Origin of the sequence: Enterobacter sp. MGH 16 (assembly GCF_000493175.1) — a bacterium.
Taxonomy (GTDB): Bacteria; Pseudomonadota; Gammaproteobacteria; order Enterobacterales; family Enterobacteriaceae; genus Enterobacter; species Enterobacter roggenkampii.
The window spans coordinates 586,428-602,462 of the sequence record NZ_KI535695.1 but is presented as its reverse complement, the minus strand read 5'-3'; the positions used below and the strand labels follow the sequence as shown (position 1 = coordinate 602,462).

Annotated in this window: 17 protein-coding genes; 7 read left to right on the top strand and 10 right to left on the bottom strand. The window is 55.8% G+C overall.

The features are described from left to right. Positions 1 to 40: 40 nt before the first annotated feature. The 8 genes from L362_RS19845 to nfsA form a co-directional block, all read right to left on the bottom strand. Complete coding sequence (locus tag L362_RS19845) at positions 41 to 514, bottom strand: YbjO family protein (RefSeq protein ID WP_021240927.1); 474 nt, start codon at positions 512 to 514, stop codon at positions 41 to 43. Positions 515 to 579: 65 nt separating this feature from the next. Further along, the gene (gene potI / locus L362_RS19850) at positions 580 to 1,425 is read right to left on the bottom strand and encodes a putrescine ABC transporter permease PotI (protein WP_023343655.1); all 846 of its coding nucleotides are present in this window, start codon (positions 1,423 to 1,425) and stop codon (positions 580 to 582) included. After that, complete coding sequence (gene potH, locus L362_RS19855; protein WP_021240928.1) at positions 1,422 to 2,375, bottom strand: putrescine ABC transporter permease PotH; 954 nt, start codon at positions 2,373 to 2,375, stop codon at positions 1,422 to 1,424. The genes potI and potH overlap by 4 nt, the downstream gene beginning before the upstream one ends. 10 nt (positions 2,376 to 2,385) lie before the next feature. Beyond that, positions 2,386 to 3,519, bottom strand: a complete 1,134-nt coding sequence (potG, locus tag L362_RS19860; RefSeq protein WP_021240929.1) for a putrescine ABC transporter ATP-binding subunit PotG — start codon at positions 3,517 to 3,519, stop codon at positions 2,386 to 2,388. A 98-nt stretch (positions 3,520 to 3,617) separates the two neighbouring features. Further along, the gene (gene potF / locus L362_RS19865) at positions 3,618 to 4,730 is read right to left on the bottom strand and encodes a spermidine/putrescine ABC transporter substrate-binding protein PotF (protein ID WP_008503444.1); all 1,113 of its coding nucleotides are present in this window, start codon (positions 4,728 to 4,730) and stop codon (positions 3,618 to 3,620) included. A 351-nt stretch (positions 4,731 to 5,081) separates the two neighbouring features. Then, entirely contained in the window at positions 5,082 to 5,558 is a 477-nt protein-coding gene (locus tag L362_RS19870) for a YbjN domain-containing protein (protein WP_003858385.1), read from the bottom strand. Positions 5,559 to 5,621: 63 nt separating this feature from the next. After that, positions 5,622 to 6,524, bottom strand: coding sequence for a 30S ribosomal protein S6--L-glutamate ligase (rimK, locus tag L362_RS19875; RefSeq protein WP_021240931.1), 903 nt, complete (start codon positions 6,522 to 6,524; stop codon positions 5,622 to 5,624). A 69-nt stretch (positions 6,525 to 6,593) separates the two neighbouring features. Then, positions 6,594 to 7,316 carry a nitroreductase NfsA gene (gene nfsA / locus L362_RS19880; protein WP_023343654.1) on the bottom strand — a complete coding sequence of 241 codons (723 nt, stop codon included), beginning with the start codon at positions 7,314 to 7,316 and terminating at the stop codon, positions 6,594 to 6,596. 185 nt (positions 7,317 to 7,501) lie between these two features. Between nfsA and L362_RS19885 the strand changes: the two genes are divergently transcribed. Then, on the top strand, positions 7,502 to 7,771 hold the full coding sequence (locus L362_RS19885; protein ID WP_006809455.1) for a GrxA family glutaredoxin: 270 nt from the start codon (positions 7,502 to 7,504) through the stop codon (positions 7,769 to 7,771). 35 nt (positions 7,772 to 7,806) lie between these two features. On the opposite strand, the gene L362_RS19890 is transcribed toward L362_RS19885, so the two are convergent. Beyond that, positions 7,807 to 8,181, bottom strand: a complete 375-nt coding sequence (locus L362_RS19890) for an inner membrane protein YbjM (protein WP_025912901.1) — start codon at positions 8,179 to 8,181, stop codon at positions 7,807 to 7,809. A 273-nt stretch (positions 8,182 to 8,454) separates the two neighbouring features. On the opposite strand from L362_RS19890, the gene L362_RS19895 reads away from it, so the two are divergent. From L362_RS19895 to arsC, 6 genes are all read left to right on the top strand, one after another. Then, the gene (locus tag L362_RS19895; protein WP_008503440.1) at positions 8,455 to 10,140 is read left to right on the top strand and encodes an aspartate:alanine antiporter; all 1,686 of its coding nucleotides are present in this window, start codon (positions 8,455 to 8,457) and stop codon (positions 10,138 to 10,140) included. Between the two features lie 604 nt (positions 10,141 to 10,744). Next, complete coding sequence (locus tag L362_RS19900) at positions 10,745 to 11,452, top strand: hypothetical protein (protein ID WP_021240933.1); 708 nt, start codon at positions 10,745 to 10,747, stop codon at positions 11,450 to 11,452. A 221-nt stretch (positions 11,453 to 11,673) separates the two neighbouring features. After that, on the top strand, positions 11,674 to 12,153 hold the full coding sequence (locus L362_RS19910) for an Hcp family type VI secretion system effector (protein WP_021240935.1): 480 nt from the start codon (positions 11,674 to 11,676) through the stop codon (positions 12,151 to 12,153). A 224-nt stretch (positions 12,154 to 12,377) separates the two neighbouring features. Then, on the top strand, positions 12,378 to 12,698 hold the full coding sequence (locus L362_RS19915; RefSeq protein ID WP_008503437.1) for a metalloregulator ArsR/SmtB family transcription factor: 321 nt from the start codon (positions 12,378 to 12,380) through the stop codon (positions 12,696 to 12,698). Positions 12,699 to 12,738: 40 nt separating this feature from the next. Further along, a complete protein-coding gene (locus tag L362_RS19920; protein ID WP_023343653.1) occupies positions 12,739 to 14,028 on the top strand; it encodes an arsenic transporter in 1,290 nt (429 codons plus the stop codon). 12 nt (positions 14,029 to 14,040) lie between these two features. Beyond that, entirely contained in the window at positions 14,041 to 14,472 is a 432-nt protein-coding gene (arsC, locus tag L362_RS19925) for a glutaredoxin-dependent arsenate reductase (RefSeq protein ID WP_023343652.1), read from the top strand. A 69-nt stretch (positions 14,473 to 14,541) separates the two neighbouring features. Here arsC and L362_RS19930 read toward each other — a convergent pair whose 3' ends face one another. Further along, entirely contained in the window at positions 14,542 to 15,999 is a 1,458-nt protein-coding gene (locus tag L362_RS19930; RefSeq protein ID WP_230469164.1) for a sensor domain-containing diguanylate cyclase, read from the bottom strand. Between the last annotated feature and the right edge of the window lie 36 nt (positions 16,000 to 16,035).

Genomic DNA, 16,035 nt, shown 5'->3' with positions numbered 1-16,035 from the left:
ATCAAAACCTTAAGAATCACGAGGGCTGCGATTATACACATTATTGCAGGCGGAAGAACCGCCGACTGGAGGCCGGAACGAAGAGGAGACAGAGCACCAGCATATCCGGCAGCTTTTGCATAAACAGCGCGCGCAGGATCTCACGTTTGGATTCACCGGCAATGCTGAACAGCTCCGGGTAGCCATACCCCAGCGAGGCGGCCCACAGATAGCTCGCCGCGGTAATCTGCGTTAGCAGATAGACCCAGCGCGCCCAGTTGCGCCCTTTGACCAGCGAAAACGCGCAGTAAATCTCGATAAACACCAGCACCAGGCTGCTCAAAAAGACCAGCGTCAGATTCCACGTCTGCACGCTGCGGTGAATGAATTCACCGATGCCGCGCACGCCCAGGGTGTTTAAAATCATCAGCACGTCCAGGCAGCGGATCATAATAATGGCGAGCGCCGCCACCTGAACCAGTGCAGGTACGTTAGGACGCGCGTGCGTAATACGTGATTTTTTTAATAATCCCAATGTTTTACTTCCCTGAAAAACAGTGCCGCGTCATGCGCGGCACATCACTGGAAATTTTAAATCCTTCAGCCGCGTCTTGCACGCTGGATATCGCGCACGCGCTGTTTTTCCGCGCGCGCCATCAAATACCAGGCGATAAATCCGACAATTCCGACCACGCCGAGGATGATAGAGGCCAGGGCGTTGATCTCCGGGTTGACCCCCATGCGCACGCTGGAGAAGACCAGCATCGGCAGCGTCGTCGCCCCCGGGCCGGAAACAAAGCTGGCGATCACCAGATCGTCGAGCGACAGGGTAAACGCCAGCAGCCAGCCGGAGATCACCGCCGGCATAATCATCGGCAGCGTGATGATGAAAAAGACCTTCAGCGGCGTCGCGCCGAGATCCATCGCCGCCTCTTCAATGGAGCGATCCAGCTCGCGCAGGCGCGAGGCGATCACCACCGCGACATAGGCGGTACAGAAGGTAACGTGCGCCAGCCAGATGGTGAGCATCCCGCGATCCGCCGGCCAGCCGATGGCGTGCGCCAGGGCCACGAGCAGCAGCAGCAGCGCGAGACCGGTGATCACGTCCGGCATAACCAGCGGGGCGGTGATCATAAAGGCGAAGCCGTTCGAACCGCGAAAACGCCCGAAGCGCACCATCACCAGCGCGGCGATCGTGCCCAGCACGGACGCCATGGTCGCCGCCAGCGCTGCAATGGTCAGGCTCAGCCCCACCGCGCTCATCATCGCATCATCGTGGAACAGCTCGCTGTACCAGCGCGTCGACCAGCCTGCCCAGACCGTCACCAGCTTAGAGCTGTTAAACGAGTAGATCACCAGCATCAGCATCGGCGCATACAGGAAGGTAAAGCCGATGACCAGGATCGCAATTCGCCACGGGGAGCGCACTACCGGTAAGTTGTTCATCCGCGATCTCCCATCTGTTTCTGCTGATGCTTGTGGAACCACATGATCGGCACGATCAGCAGCAGCAGCATGACAATCGCCACCGCCGACGCCACCGGCCAGTCGCGGTTATTGAAGAACTCCTGCCACAGCACGCGGCCAATCATGATGCTGTCTGGCCCGCCGAGCAGTTCCGGGATCACAAACTCCCCCACCGCCGGGATAAAGACCAGCATCGACCCGGCGATAATGCCGCCTTTGGTCAGCGGGACAATGACGCTGAAGAACGTTTTTAACGGACGGGCACCGAGATCGAGCGACGCTTCTACCAGCGAGTAGTCGATACGCGTCAGCGCCGTGTAGATCGGCAGCACCATAAACGGCAGATAGGCGTACACAATGCCGATATAGACCGCGAGGTTGGTGTGCAGGATCGTCAGCGGCTGATCGATCACTCCCAGCCACATCAGGAAGTTATTCAGCACGCCGTTGTTTTTCAGGATCCCCATCCACGCGTAAACGCGGATCAGGAACGAGGTCCACGACGGCAGGATCACCAGCAGCAGCAGGATATTTCGCGTCGACGGCTTGCTGTGCGCCACCGCCCACGCCAGCGGGTAGCCCATCACCAGACAGCAGAGCGTCGAGATCGCCGCCACCTGCAGCGATTGCAGATAGGCTTCGAAATAGAGCGGATCGTCGGTGAGCTGCAGGAAGTTACCCAGGTTTAAGGTCAGCGTCAGCTGCCCGTCGGCCCAGTCCAGCAGGTTGGTGTAAGGCGGGATCGCCCGCGCCATTTCCGCAAGGCTTATCTTGAAAACAATCAGGAACGGCAGCAGGAACAGCAGGATCAGCCACACGTATGGCATGGCGATCACCAGTTTGCGGCCGTGCTTCATCTGCATGCGCGTCAGCCAGTGGGCAAAGCCGCCCGGCTTTTCGACGCGGGCTGGAGGTTCAAGTGTACTCATTGGCCGCTCCTTATACCGTCAGCACAACGCAACTGTCTGCATCCCAACACAGGCGCACTTCGTCGCCCCAGGTAGGCTGCCCCTTGCGGTAGCGATGTTCGTTCTGTAACTGCGCGCTGAGCATCTGCCCGCTTTTCAGGCGCACGTGGTAGATGGAGAGATCGCCCAGATAGGCAATGTGCACCACTTCGCCCACGGCAAAGTTATAGCCATCGGCAGGCGGATCCTCACAGAGCATGATCTTCTCCGGACGCAGCGCGACGTAGACCGGCACGTTATCCACCACGGAGTTATCCGGATCGACCTTAAGCGGATGCTGCAGCCCCGGCGATTCGATGACCAGACCGTCTTCCTGACGATCTTTCAGCAGCCCCTCGAAGACGTTAACCGAGCCGATGAACTCCGCGCTGTAGCGGGTGGTCGGATGCTCATAAATCTCTTCCGGCTCGCCAATCTGCACGAACTTCCCGCGGTTCATGATGGCGATACGCCCGGCCATGGTCATGGCCTCTTCCTGGTCGTGGGTGACCATCACGCAGGTCACGCCCACGCGCTCGAGGATATCGACTACTTCAAGCTGCATACGGTCGCGCAGCTTTTTATCCAGCGCGCCCATCGGCTCATCAAGCAGCAGCAGTTTCGGGCGTTTTGCCAGGCTGCGGGCCAGGGCCACGCGCTGGCGCTGGCCGCCGGAGAGCTGGTGCGGCTTACGCTTCGCGAACTCCTGCATGTGCACCAGGCTCAGCATCTCTGCCACGCGCGCGGTAATTTCAGCCTTCGGCAGCTTGTCCTGCTTCAGGCCAAAGGCGATGTTCTGCTCCACCGTCATATGCGGGAACAGCGCGTAGGACTGGAACATCATGTTGATCGGGCGCTGATACGGCGGCACGCTGGAGAGGTCCACGCCGTCGAGCACGATCTGCCCGGCGGTGGGCTGTTCAAAACCGGCCAGCATACGCAGCAGGGTCGATTTACCACAGCCAGAGGCCCCCAGAAGGGCAAAAATTTCGCCTTTATAGATCGTCAGGCTGACGTCGTCCACGGCATGCTGGCCATCGAAAGATTTGGTGAGGTTACGAATTTCAAGAAGCGGGGTCAGCGCTTTACGGACTTTCGCCTGCGGGCGGGGGATCGCGTCATTCACGGGGTGTTCTCCGGTAGAGATCAAATCATGGTGCAGGCGCACCAGAACGGTGCGCCTGTTGCCGGGGGCGCTTCGCTTGCCCGGCCTGTGACAAAGGGTTATTTACCGCTTTTCACCTTGGTCCACGCGCGGGTACGCACGCGGTCAATTTTTGGATCCTGGACTTTCAGGGTGAAGAGCTTGGCGAACACATCCGCTGGCGGATAGATAGCCGGGTTATTACGGATCTCTTCGCTCACCAGCGGCACGGAGGCCTTGTTACCGTTCGCGTAGTAAACGTGGTCGCTGATGTGGGCGATAACCTCAGGACGCATCAGGTAGTTGAGGAACTGATACGCTTCGTCTTTGTTTTTGGCGTCAGCCGGCATCGCGAAGACGTCGAAGAAGGCCAGCGCCCCCTCTTTCGGAATGAAGTAGGAGACGTTCACGCCGTTTTTCGCCTCTTTCGCGCGGTTTGCCGCCTGCCATACGTCCCCTGCCCAGCCGATCGCGACGCAGATGTCGCCGTTCGCCAGGTCGTTGATGTACTGGGACGAGTGGAAGTAACGAATGTTTGGACGCAGCTTCAGCAGCAGATCGGTCGCCGGGCCGGTGTAATCATCGGCCTTATTGCTGTTCGGATCTTTGCCCAGGTAGTTCAGCACGGTCGCGAAAATCTCTTCCGGCGCATCGAGGAAGGAGACGCCGCAGCTTTTCAGCTTCTCGAGGTTTTCCGGCTTCAGCACCACGTCCCAGCTGTCCAGCTTCACGTCCGGGCCCAGCGCGGCTTTGACTTTATCCACATTGTAGCCGATACCGGTGGTCGCCCAGAGATACGGCATCGCGTATTTGTTGTCCGGGTCGTGCTTAGCCACCAGCTTCAGCACTTCCGGATCGAGATTTTTCCAGTTCGGTAATTTGCTCTTATCCAGCGGCTGGAAGACGCCTGCCGTCAGCTGGCGCTCCAGGAAGCTTGCGGAAGGCACCACGAGGTCAAACCCGGTGCTGCCCGCCATCAGCTTTCCTTCCAGCACTTCGTTGGAATCGAACACGTCGTAGACGACTTTAATGCCGGTCTCTTTTTCAAAATTTGCCACCGTGTCCGGCGCAATATAGTCAGACCAGTTATAAACGTGCAGCGTTTTTTGTTCCGCAGCGAGCGTGCCGGCAGAGACGGCCATCAGAGCACCCGCAACCAGACCCGATAACCATTTTTTATTCAAGGCGATCATAGTGTTATTCCTTCTGAAAGCTCGTTAACAAACGAACTAAAACTGTGCAATCAGGATATATGCAAAAATCATGCATAGTTTGTCGCTCTGCTCAAAATAAAAAGAAACCTCTTTACCCGGCAGCTTCCGCTCGCTTTTTTAAGCATCGCAAGAATAACTGTAGCCCGTGTCCCCGGCTATAGCCCAGACGAAAAAACGCCTTTTATCAATTTTTTATGCAGGTTAAGTCTACGTGATAAGCCGAAACGGCCTTCAGGGAGGTGAATAATTCTTTAAAGAAAGGTTAAAAGCAGCAGAAAAAATGGCCTTCTGCAGCCGCTATGGCAGCGACTGCGCAAAAGTCAGACAGGCTTAGTGAAGAAAATTGGGAGATGCATCATTATTCTCTGCATCATCTTCCGCGCTATACAGCAGATGGTGTGCATTGGCTTCCATCATAACCATGGAAATTTGCTCTTCGCTCAAGCGCATAAACCAGGCGAACTGCTTGAACGACAGCCCTGCCCCGGAGAATAAAGACTGGCAAACGACCAGTTTTGGCAGATTATCATCCTGTATGTCGAGAAATGCCTTCACCGTCAAAGAACTGGCATTGATTGCCGACAGGTCGGAAGCCAGCGCCAGCAGCGCGGAGGGCTTCACTTCGGCCAGCGCGGAGAAAAGGATCACGTCGTTAATCAGATCGATTTTGGCATCGAAAATGCCGTCGAAATTCTGCATATGAGGCAGATGCAGCGCCTGGCAGGAATCACATTCGAAGAACGTAATTCCGGCATCATCAAGCCATTGACGTAACGTATCCAGTGTAGGTACGACCTGTAAATCCATCGCGATGCAGCCTCTTTAATAAAAACTTCGCATAGGGTACTTAAAAAGCGCGCGGTAATCCATTTAACCACCCGTTTTCAGACAGTAGCCCGGCGTCGCATGACGCTCGATCCATAAGATCATTTTACCCGCAATATCGACCCCTGTGGTTTTTTCCACACCTTCCAGCCCCGGCGAGGCGTTCACCTCCATGACCAGCGGCCCGCGCGTCGCGCGCAGCAGGTCTACACCCGCCACGTCCAGCCCCAGGGTTTGCGCCGCTTTCACGGCAATTTCCCGTTCGCGATCGCTGATATCGGCGATTCTGGCAATGCCGCCGCGGTGAAGATTAGAGCGGAAATCGCCCTCTTTGGCCTGCCGCTCGATCGCCGCCACCACCTCGTTACCCACCACAAAACAGCGAATATCGCGCCCTTTCGCCTCTTCGATATACTCCTGCACCAGAATGTGGGCATTGAGGCCCCGGAAGGCATCAATCACGCTCTCCGCCGCCTGACGGGTCTCCGCCAGCACCACGCCAATGCCCTGCGTGCCTTCCACCAGCTTGATCACCAAAGGCGCGCCGCCCACCATGTCGATCAGATCGCTGGTGTCGTCCGGGGAATGGGCAATCCCGGTGACGGGAAGATCGATCCCCTGACGGGCAAGAAGCTGCAGCGAGCGCAGCTTGTCGCGGGCGCGGGAAATGGCGACGGATTCGTTGAGCGGGTAGCTGCCCAGCATCTCGAACTGGCGCAGCGCGGCGGTGCCGTAGTAGGTAATCTGGGAGCCGATGCGGGGGATCACCGCATCAAAGTGCGGCAGCTTGCGGCCTTTGTAGTGAATCGACGAGGCGGCGGGGTCGATGTTCATATAGCAGGACATCGGGTCGAGGATCTCAACCTGATGCCCGCGTTTCGCCGCCGCTTCTCGCAGGCGCTTACATGAATAGAGCGTTCCATCCCGGGACAATATGGCAATTTTCACCCTGCACCTCTCTGAAGACATGGAAAAAGCCTGCGTATCATATACGCAGGCAGGCGCAGGATAAATGGACTATCGCGTCGCCCAGCCCTGTTTGTGCAGGTAATCAAGAATAAACGGGCGATTTTCTTTAATGATGGTGCGGCGAATATGGTCAGTCCAGGTGTCGCGGCGGTTATTGCTGCCGCGCGTCAAGTAGTAATTCGCCAGCTCTTCATCGTAGTGATTCAGGACATCCTGATCGACCGGCTGGTAGTGGTTTTCATGCACCAGCATGGCGGCAGGAATGCGCGGCTTCAGATCCGGGTTATCCGCCGGCCAGCCAAGGCACAGGCCAAACAGCGGCAGCACGTGTCTTGGCAGCTTCAGCAGGTCGGTCACGCTTTGAATGTTGTTACGCAGGCCGCCAATGTAGACGCCGCCTAACCCCAGCGACTCCGCCGCCGTAAAGGCGTTTTGCGCCATCAGCGCGGTATCCACCACGCCCAGCAGCAGCTGTTCGGCCAGGCCCAGCTCGGCCTCAGGACAGATCTGCAGGTGGCGGTTAAAGTCGGCGCAGAATACCCAGAACTCGGCTGCCTGAGCCACATGCTTCTGCCCGCCGGTCAGCGTCACCAGCTGTTCACGCATCGCCGGGTCGGTAATGCGGATAATGGAGCTGCACTGCAGGAAGCTGGAGCTGGAGGTCGCCCTTGCGCTGTTAATAATCGCTTCGCGCTGCGCATCGGTAATCGGCTCATCGGTGAAGTGGCGAATGGAACGATGGGAAAGGAGCAGGTCTATGGTTGGCGTCATCTTGTCTCTCTTTGTCTTGCTTAAACCGTATGGCAGCCAGTATAGGCAATGATATGCGCGGTGTAATTGGCGAAACATAGCTCATAGATATTATAACGACAGGCGAAACCTTCTTTAATGACGACAGGTTATGGGGCACTATACGTGTCATTCGCCGTCAGGCTTGTTTTTTTGAGGAGAGAGAAATGTTTGCAGTTATTTTTGGTCGTCCAGGGTGCCCTTACTGTGTGCGCGCGAAAGAGCTGGCTGAGAAACTGACCGAAGAGCGCGATGACTTCAACTTCCGCTATGTGGACATCCACGCGGAAGGCATCACCAAAGCCGATCTGGAAAAAACTGTCGGTAAGCCGGTTGAAACCGTACCGCAGATCTTCCTCGATCAGAAACACATTGGCGGCTGCACCGACTTTGAAGCTTACGCCAAAGAGCACCTGGGCCTGTTTGCTGCCCAGTAATGAAATGAAAGGACGCCCTCACCGAGAGGGCGTTTTTATTTGTGGTGCCGTCGGTTATGAAGCAGACTGCGCACAAATAAGTAGCAGAGCGCGCCAAGGGCGCACCAGAAAACAGCGCTCATCAACCACGCCAGCTCCTGCCAGAAACTCCGCGTAGAGATATACAGCAAGCGCATCATCAGCAAACAGAGCGGCGCGGCCAGCATGGCGCCCAGCAGTGGCTTCACCACCTCCCCTTTACGGGAGAGAAAACTGGCAGCTGCCCCCGGCAGGGTAAAAAAGAGCAACCCGAGCTCCGGATGACCCGACGCCCTGAATGCCCCTTTCACGTTAAAAGCAAGCGACATGCATACGACCGTGAACAGCAAAAAGCAGCTGATCACCCCCGCCCAGTTTCGTTTCATATTCAACCTATCCTCCTGACTTATCTCTATCAAATACACTTTCGTCGGGTAGACGCCCAGTCAGATAAAGCAATGCGGCAATCCTTGCCAAAGTACGCACAGGGTGATGCGATAATCAGTAGCTGTCAGTAGCTAATGCGATTAAACTACACGCCAGCTAATGTTTTAGGGAATAAAGCAGGAAACAGGGAGCGTTAACGCTTTTCCCTGACCCAAAAAACAGTAGCCCAAAAAGTCCTTTCATTCAACAACTTACTGGTAAACAAGAAGTTAGCCTCCGTGAATATAAACGTCGCAGACTTGTTAAATGGGAATTACATCCTGTTATTATTTGTGGTACTGGCGCTGGGCCTTTGCCTGGGTAAATTGCGCCTGGGTTCGGTTCAACTCGGTAATTCCATTGGCGTTTTAGTCGTCTCCTTATTATTAGGGCAGCAGCACTTCAGCATTAACACGGACGCGCTCAACCTAGGTTTTATGCTGTTTATTTTTTGTGTTGGCGTGGAAGCGGGGCCGAACTTTTTTTCTATTTTCTTCCGCGACGGCAAAAATTATCTGATGCTGGCGCTGGTGATGGTCGGCAGCGCGCTGCTGATCGCGTTAGGGCTGGGTAAACTGTTTGGCTGGGATATCGGGCTAACGGCCGGTATGCTGGCAGGCTCGATGACCTCCACTCCGGTGCTGGTGGGTGCCGGTGATACCCTGCGCCACTCCGGTATGGCCGGGGAACAGCTCTCCACCGCCCTCGACCACCTGAGCCTGGGCTATGCCCTGACCTATTTGATTGGTCTGGTGAGCCTGATCGTTGGCGCACGCTACCTGCCAAAACTGCAGCATCAGGATCTGCAGACCAGCGCCCAGCAAATCGCCCGCGAGCGCGGTCTGGATACCGACTCCAAACGTAAAGTTTATCTCCCGGTGATCCGCGCCTACCGCGTCGGGCCAGAGCTGGTGGCATGGGCAGACGGTAAAAATCTGCGCGAGCTGGGGATTTACCGCCAGACGGGCTGCTACATCGAACGTATCCGCCGCAACGGTATTCTGGCGAACCCGGACGGCGACGCGGTGCTGCAGATGGGCGACGACATCGCGCTGGTCGGTTACCCGGACGCCCACGCCCGTCTCGACCCGAGCTTCCGTAACGGCAAAGAGGTGTTCGACCGCGACCTGCTCGACATGCGCATCGTCACCGAAGAGATCGTGGTGAAAAACCATAACGCCGTGGGCCGCCGCCTGGCGCAGCTGAAGCTGACCGACCACGGCTGCTTCCTCAACCGCGTGATCCGCAGCCAGATTGAGATGCCAATCGACGACAACGTGGTGCTCAACAAAGGCGACGTGCTGCAGGTCAGCGGCGACGCCCGCCGCGTGAAAACCGTGGCCGACCGCATCGGCTTTATCTCCATTCACAGCCAGGTCACCGACCTGCTGGCCTTCTGCGCATTCTTTATCGTTGGCCTGATGATCGGGATGATCACCTTCCAGTTCAGCAACTTCAGCTTCGGCATCGGTAATGCCGCCGGTCTGCTGTTCGCCGGGATCATGCTGGGCTTCCTGCGAGCGAACCACCCGACCTTCGGTTACATTCCGCAGGGCGCGCTGAACATGGTGAAAGAGTTCGGTCTGATGGTCTTTATGGCAGGCGTCGGCTTAAGCGCGGGCAGCGGGATTGGTCACAGCCTGGGCGCCGTCGGCTGGCAGATGCTGGTTTCCGGACTTATCGTCAGCCTGGTACCGGTCGTTATCTGTTTCCTGTTCGGTGCCTACGTGCTGCGCATGAACCGCGCCCTGCTCTTCGGGGCGATGATGGGGGCGCGTACCTGTGCGCCTGCTATGGAAATCATCAGCGACACCGCGCGCAGCAACATTCCGGCGCTGGGCTATGCGGGCACCTATGCTATCGCTAACGTACTGCTCACGCTGGCGGGTACGCTGATCATCATCATCTGGCCGGGGCTCGGATAACTCCTAAGAATGCGCGTGGCGGAAAATATTTTCGTTACGCGCAGAACTTTTTTATCAGGGGGCAGTCATAACTAGTGCCACTGCTTTTCTTTGATGTCCCCAATTTGTGGAGCCCATCAACCCCGCCGTTTTGGTTCAAGGTTGATGGGTTTTTTGTTGCCTGAAAATTACCACTCTGTAAATTAATGCTTTAGGCCGCCACGTTCCCCTGCATAGTGACATCGTCGCGGCAGAACTTATATAGCTGTAACAGGTAATAAAAAACCAGCCAGCGGCGGGTCTATATTAGTCAGCTAACTGTTACTGCAATCCATTTGGGCTTTGGAACGCGCCACTCAGTATTGAACTCATCTATTCGCCCTAAAACCTCCCGATAAATCGTATTTAGATTAAAAAATATCAGGTCATTCTCCTAAAAATCCCCTGTTTTTCATAAACATGATCTGCTTTGAACGTCCATATTAGTTACGGGCATACGCTGGAGCGGATAGAAACACTATGGAGGGGACAGGAATGCAGTTTTCAAGCTCAGTAATGGCAATTCCGGTCTTAGGGAATGCAGCAAAAGATCGCTCAAGTGAGCTGAAGTGCGAGGTCAGTAAGCATGTACCATTCTGAAGAGATCATCCGCCAGCTTCAGAGCCAAAAAATACTGGCCATGAAGCTGGACCAGGCGGTACGCGCGGTAGGTGAAGAAGTAAAGAGCCAGCTGAGTAATATAGGTGCCGGTGCCCAACGCCTGCTGTACTACACTTCCTGCTTTACTGATGAATATTACGATGTATGCACCCGACAAAACCTGGAGGACGCTCGCTTCCGAAAGGGCATATTCCATCTCGTTTCTCGCTGGAACATCGTCTTTGACCTAATCAACACGTACGTTGAGGAGCTGGTTAAGGATTATTCCCCGGCAGAATTATCAGGGATACAGCATGCTCTAATGCGCGCTAACGTTTATATATCCACCAGCACGCTAACCTCTTATTCATTCTCTGCAGGGGTCACATCGACTGTTTGCCTTTATATAACCCTTCCACCTTCAGGGTTAAAGGTCGTTTCAGGATTAACGGGCGCGGCTATTGGCGGGCTGGGGATATATGGGATTGTGCAACAGGCCGCTGACAGCGCTCATCGCTTGCAAGTGATGCATCCCGCCTACTATCAAGCGTTGTACCTGCGAGAACTGGAAATGATGTATTTCCTGGTGGAACCTGCTTTTATGCGCGCGGGCGTGCTAACCCATCAATGGACCGACAGTCAAAGCCCTTATGATGCTGCTGACACTATCCTGAAGCTCATGGGCAGGCACTAATGGGCTTTCTAAGACGCTGGCTCAAATCTCAGGCCCAATTTTTCTTCTGGACTTATATACCCATCATCCTCTCGTTCATTTTTGGCTATGTCCTTGACGTTTACTTCCCTGAGGTTAGCCAGGGATTCATCCTCCTGTTTTACCTGGTCACACTCGGGCTGGCTTACTGGATATGGCATTGAGAACCATAAAAGCTTCACGTTTGCTAATAAGGAAATGACATGTCTACACCCGCACATCTCTGGCTTGAGGACGAGAACGGCTCGCCAATTGTTGGTAGCTGTATGATGCCCACCCGTCATGGTTCCATAGAACTGAAATCGTTCTCCCATGGCGTAACCATTCCGGTTGACCCAAGTTGGGGCAAGCTCACCGGCACGCGCGTCCATCGCCCTATTACGATAATCAAAGAATTTGATCAGACTACCCCACTTCTTTACCGAGCCGTGTGCGAAGGGCGAGTGATGAAGAAGGGGATTATTAAGATGTACCGTATTCTGGAGTCCGGTATCGAGGCCGAATATTTCAATATCGTGATGGAAAACGTTAAGTTCACGACAGTGGCACCCTTCCTGACCCCTAACGGGATGAGCAGCACCCATCTTGAAACACTCGAATTGCGTTATGAAGCTATCTCATGGAAGTACACGGAGGGGAATATCATTTACCGTGACACCTGGAACGATCGCTGTTGCGCCTGAGCACAGAAGAGTGTTGAAAGTGAGCAGATAAAATGAAACCGTTCCAGGGGACGGTTTCTTTCCCATGACTGTCAGGATTGGTCCGGGCAAGCCATAAAAGACTATTTTGACCTTCAACAAGCCCTCCCTGAGTTTTTCTATCCTTCCTGCTTTTCCCTCTTCTCTCGCCAGCCATAAACACATATGATTTAATGCATATGATTAAAGACATTCAGGATGACCGAATGCTCCACCCACTCCACCTCTTCAAAACCCTCTCCGACGAAACGCGGCTCGCCATCGTCATGCTGCTCCGCGAAGCGGGCGAGCTGTGCGTCTGCGATCTCTGCGCCGCCACCGCCGAATCTCAGCCGAAAGTCTCCCGCCATATGGCGCTGCTGCGCGAGTCCGGGCTGGTGATCGACCGTCGCGAGGGTAAGTGGGTCCATTACCGTCTCTCTCCCAACATGCCTGCATGGGCGGCAGCCGTTATCGACACCAGCTGGAACTGCCTGCGGGAAGAGACGCGTATGAAGCTGAAAAACCGGCTTCCGGGTTCGTGCTAATCACAACACATTCACAAAAACAGATATAACGGAGTAAGCGATGTTTCTGGCAGGGGCAATTTTTCTGTTTACGCTGGTGCTGGTCATCTGGCAGCCCAAAGGACTGAGTATCGGCTGGAGCGCGACTATTGGCGCCGTGCTGGCGCTGGCCAGCGGCGTGATTCACATTAACGATATTCCGGTAGTCTGGAATATCGTCTGGAACGCCACGGCAACGTTTATCGCCGTTATCATTATCAGTCTGCTGCTGGATGAGTCCGGCTTTTTCGAGTGGGCAGCACTGCACGTCGCTCGCTGGGGGAAAGGTCGAGGGCGATTGCTGTTTACCTGGATTATCCTGCTGGGCGCAGCCGTCGCAGCGCTGTTTGCTAATGACGGCGCGGCGCTGATCCTCACGCCTATCGTCATCGCCATGCTGCTGGCGCTGGGGTTCAGCAAACAGGCCACGCTGGCGTTTGTGATGGCGGCAGGTTTTATCGCCGATACCGCCAGCCTGCCGCTGATTGTCTCCAACCTGGTCAACATCGTCTCGGCAGACTTCTTCGCGCTGGGGTTCAGCGAGTACGCTTCGGTGATGATCCCGGTGGATATCGCCGCGATTGCCGCAACGCTGGTCATGCTGCACCTGTTCTTTCGCAAGGAAATTCCTCCAGAATATGACCTGGCGAAACTCCAGGAGCCTGCGCGGGCCATTCACGACCTCCCGACGTTCAGAACGGGCTGGATCGTCCTCCTCCTTCTGCTCGTCGGTTTCTTCGTGCTTGAACCTCTCGGCATTCCGGTCAGCGCCATTGCGACCGTCGGCGCGCTGATTTTATTCGCTGTCGCAAAACGCGGACATGCGATAAATACCGGAAAAGTGCTGCGCGGCGCGCCGTGGCAGATCGTCATCTTCTCGCTGGGGATGTATCTGGTGGTGTATGGCCTGCGTAATGCCGGGCTGACGGACTCTCTCACAGGCGTACTGAATAGCCTGGCCGGACACGGGCTGTGGGCCACCACGCTGGGAACCGGGTTCATCACCGCGTTTCTGTCATCCATAATGAACAATATGCCCACGGTGCTGATTGGCGCGCTCTCCATTGAGGGCAGTACGGCGACGGGATTGATTAAGGAAGCGATGATTTACGCCAACGTGATTGGCTGCGATCTGGGGCCAAAAATCACGCCTATTGGTAGTCTCGCCACCCTGCTCTGGCTTCACGTGCTGGCGCAGAAAAACATGACGATTACCTGGGGCGGCTATTTCCGGACGGGCATCATCATGACGCTGCCGGTCCTGTTTGTGACGCTCGCCGCCCTGGCGCTACGTCTCTCCTTCACACTGTAATGAGCCACTGATATGAGCCACATCACCATTTACCACAACCCCGCCTGCGGCACCTCGCGCAACACGCTGGAGATGATCCGCAACAGCGGCGCGGAGCCAGAGATTATTCTCTATCTGGAAACGCCGCCGTCGCGCGATACGCTGACCGCCCTGATTGCCGATATGGGCATTTCGGTGCGCGATTTGCTGCGTAAAAACGTGGAGCCCTATGAACAGCTCTGCCTGGCCGAAGACAGCTTCACCGACGACCAGCTTATCGATTTTATGCTGCAACACCCGATCCTGATTAACCGTCCGATTGTGGTGACGCCGCTGGGCACCCGCCTGTGCCGCCCGTCTGAAGCCGTCCTCGACATCCTGCCGGACGCGCAGAAAGGGGCGTTTACGAAAGAGGATGGCGAAGCGGTGGTGGACGCCAGCGGGAAGAATATCCTGAAAAAATAATCCATCCTCAGGTGGACGACAGGGCCAGCGCCCGGCGGGCCCTGAACGCCTGGAGAAAACAACCGCCCGCTAGCTCGCCACGCAGACCCGGTTGCGCCCCTCACGTTTTGCACGATAAAGCTCACGATCGGCTCGCGCCAGGGCTGACTGCACGCCATGTTCAATCTCCAGTTCATCCGGCGTCATACATACGAGCCCCATGCTGGCGGTGAAGCGGATCGTCTGCCCGTTGAAGTCGACGTTCTGGCTGGCAAGGCTCATCCGTACGCGCTCGGCGATCTCAGCGGCCGTCTCCAGAGAGGTCTGCGGCATTGCCACGACAAACTCTTCCCCGCCGAAGCGGGCGACAATGTCGCTGCCTCTCACCAGTGCCGGAAGCGCGTTGCCAATATGCTTCAGCACCGCATCGCCGCCGTCATGGCCCCAGGTGTCGTTAATACGCTTGAAGAAATCCAGATCCATGCTCATCAGGCACAGGGGTTGCTGATGCCGACGGGCAAGATTGCAGGCCCGCAAAGACCACTCATCAAACTGGCGACGGTTTGCCAGCCCGGTGAGCGGATCGAGCCGCGCCTCCTGCTGGAAACGCGCCCGCTGCAGGGCGTTGACGTGGATGTAATGCATCAGAAACCACTGCGTAATGGAGATAACCAGAATCGCCAGCGCCGTCCACAGAGCCTGATAATACCAGCCGTGCAGCACGTCTTTTCTGGCCAGCCCGACGGCCAGCACCCATTTGCGTTCGTTGAGGTTAAGAAATACTCCCATACGTTCAACGCCATCAATCGGAGAAGTATATCGTTGGACCTGTGCGGTATCGCTTGCGTATTCCAGCAGCTTCGCGAGGCGCGGGTCGAAGGTGTTCAATTGCGAACCGTCATTCGCCCCCATACGGGCAAGCTGCACCGCATTGTCACGATCAAGGACCGCCATCGCCCCACCCTGACCTAAATCGAAGCCCTGCGCTTCCATTTTGCGAAACATATCGTTCATGGTGTTACCATTGAAGAAACCCAACGCACCACCAAGAAAGCGACCATGTGCGTCGCGCACTGCACGGAACATCACGAAGCCCAACATGTTTTTATCCGTGCCGTTGCTCTGCCAGTAAAACAAACTTTCGGTAACTTCATCCCGGCGAAAATCAGTAAACAGAGGGTGCTGCCGAAAGCTGGCCTGCGCAAGCGTAGTGGCGTCCAGAGCGCGCTCAAAAGGAAATAGCGCGCGGCTGCTGAGAAAATCACCGTCTTCATCAAAGACGACAACGCCATCCAGCCAGGCGCGCTTAAGCTCCCCTTGCAGGAATGGCTGCGCGTTTTCAGGCGTGACCGTATGGTTGAGCAGAAAGGCATTCCCGATAAAGCGCATCTGGTAGCGCATCGCGTTAAGGCTGGTTTCAAACTGCTGGGACTGGAGTATGGCCGTATTGCGAAGGATACGTGCAGCGTTATCCTCCACATAGCCGCGCTGGTAGAGCAGATGCCCAATCAGCAGACTCGTCTGAACCAAAATCAACAGTACTAACAACGCTCTCTTTTTTGCCAGACTGACCTGCACGAACCA

Bases quoted from the DNA above. Each gene is read 5' to 3' on its own strand.
- nfsA (WP_023343654.1), bottom strand. From the start codon at position 7,316: ATGACGCCAACCATAGACCTGCTCCTTTCCCATCGTTCCATTCGCCAC.
- arsC (WP_023343652.1), top strand. From the start codon at position 14,041: ATGAGCCACATCACCATTTACCACAACCCCGCCTGCGGCACCTCGCGC.
- potH (WP_021240928.1), bottom strand. From the start codon at position 2,375: ATGAGTACACTTGAACCTCCAGCCCGCGTCGAAAAGCCGGGCGGCTTT.
- L362_RS19900 (WP_021240933.1), top strand. From the start codon at position 10,745: ATGTACCATTCTGAAGAGATCATCCGCCAGCTTCAGAGCCAAAAAATA.
- L362_RS19910 (WP_021240935.1), top strand. From the start codon at position 11,674: ATGTCTACACCCGCACATCTCTGGCTTGAGGACGAGAACGGCTCGCCA.
- potI (WP_023343655.1), bottom strand. From the start codon at position 1,425: ATGAACAACTTACCGGTAGTGCGCTCCCCGTGGCGAATTGCGATCCTG.
- L362_RS19915 (WP_008503437.1), top strand. From the start codon at position 12,378: ATGCTCCACCCACTCCACCTCTTCAAAACCCTCTCCGACGAAACGCGG.
- L362_RS19885 (WP_006809455.1), top strand. From the start codon at position 7,502: ATGTTTGCAGTTATTTTTGGTCGTCCAGGGTGCCCTTACTGTGTGCGC.
- L362_RS19870 (WP_003858385.1), bottom strand. From the start codon at position 5,558: ATGGATTTACAGGTCGTACCTACACTGGATACGTTACGTCAATGGCTT.
- L362_RS19920 (WP_023343653.1), top strand. From the start codon at position 12,739: ATGTTTCTGGCAGGGGCAATTTTTCTGTTTACGCTGGTGCTGGTCATC.
- potF (WP_008503444.1), bottom strand. From the start codon at position 4,730: ATGATCGCCTTGAATAAAAAATGGTTATCGGGTCTGGTTGCGGGTGCT.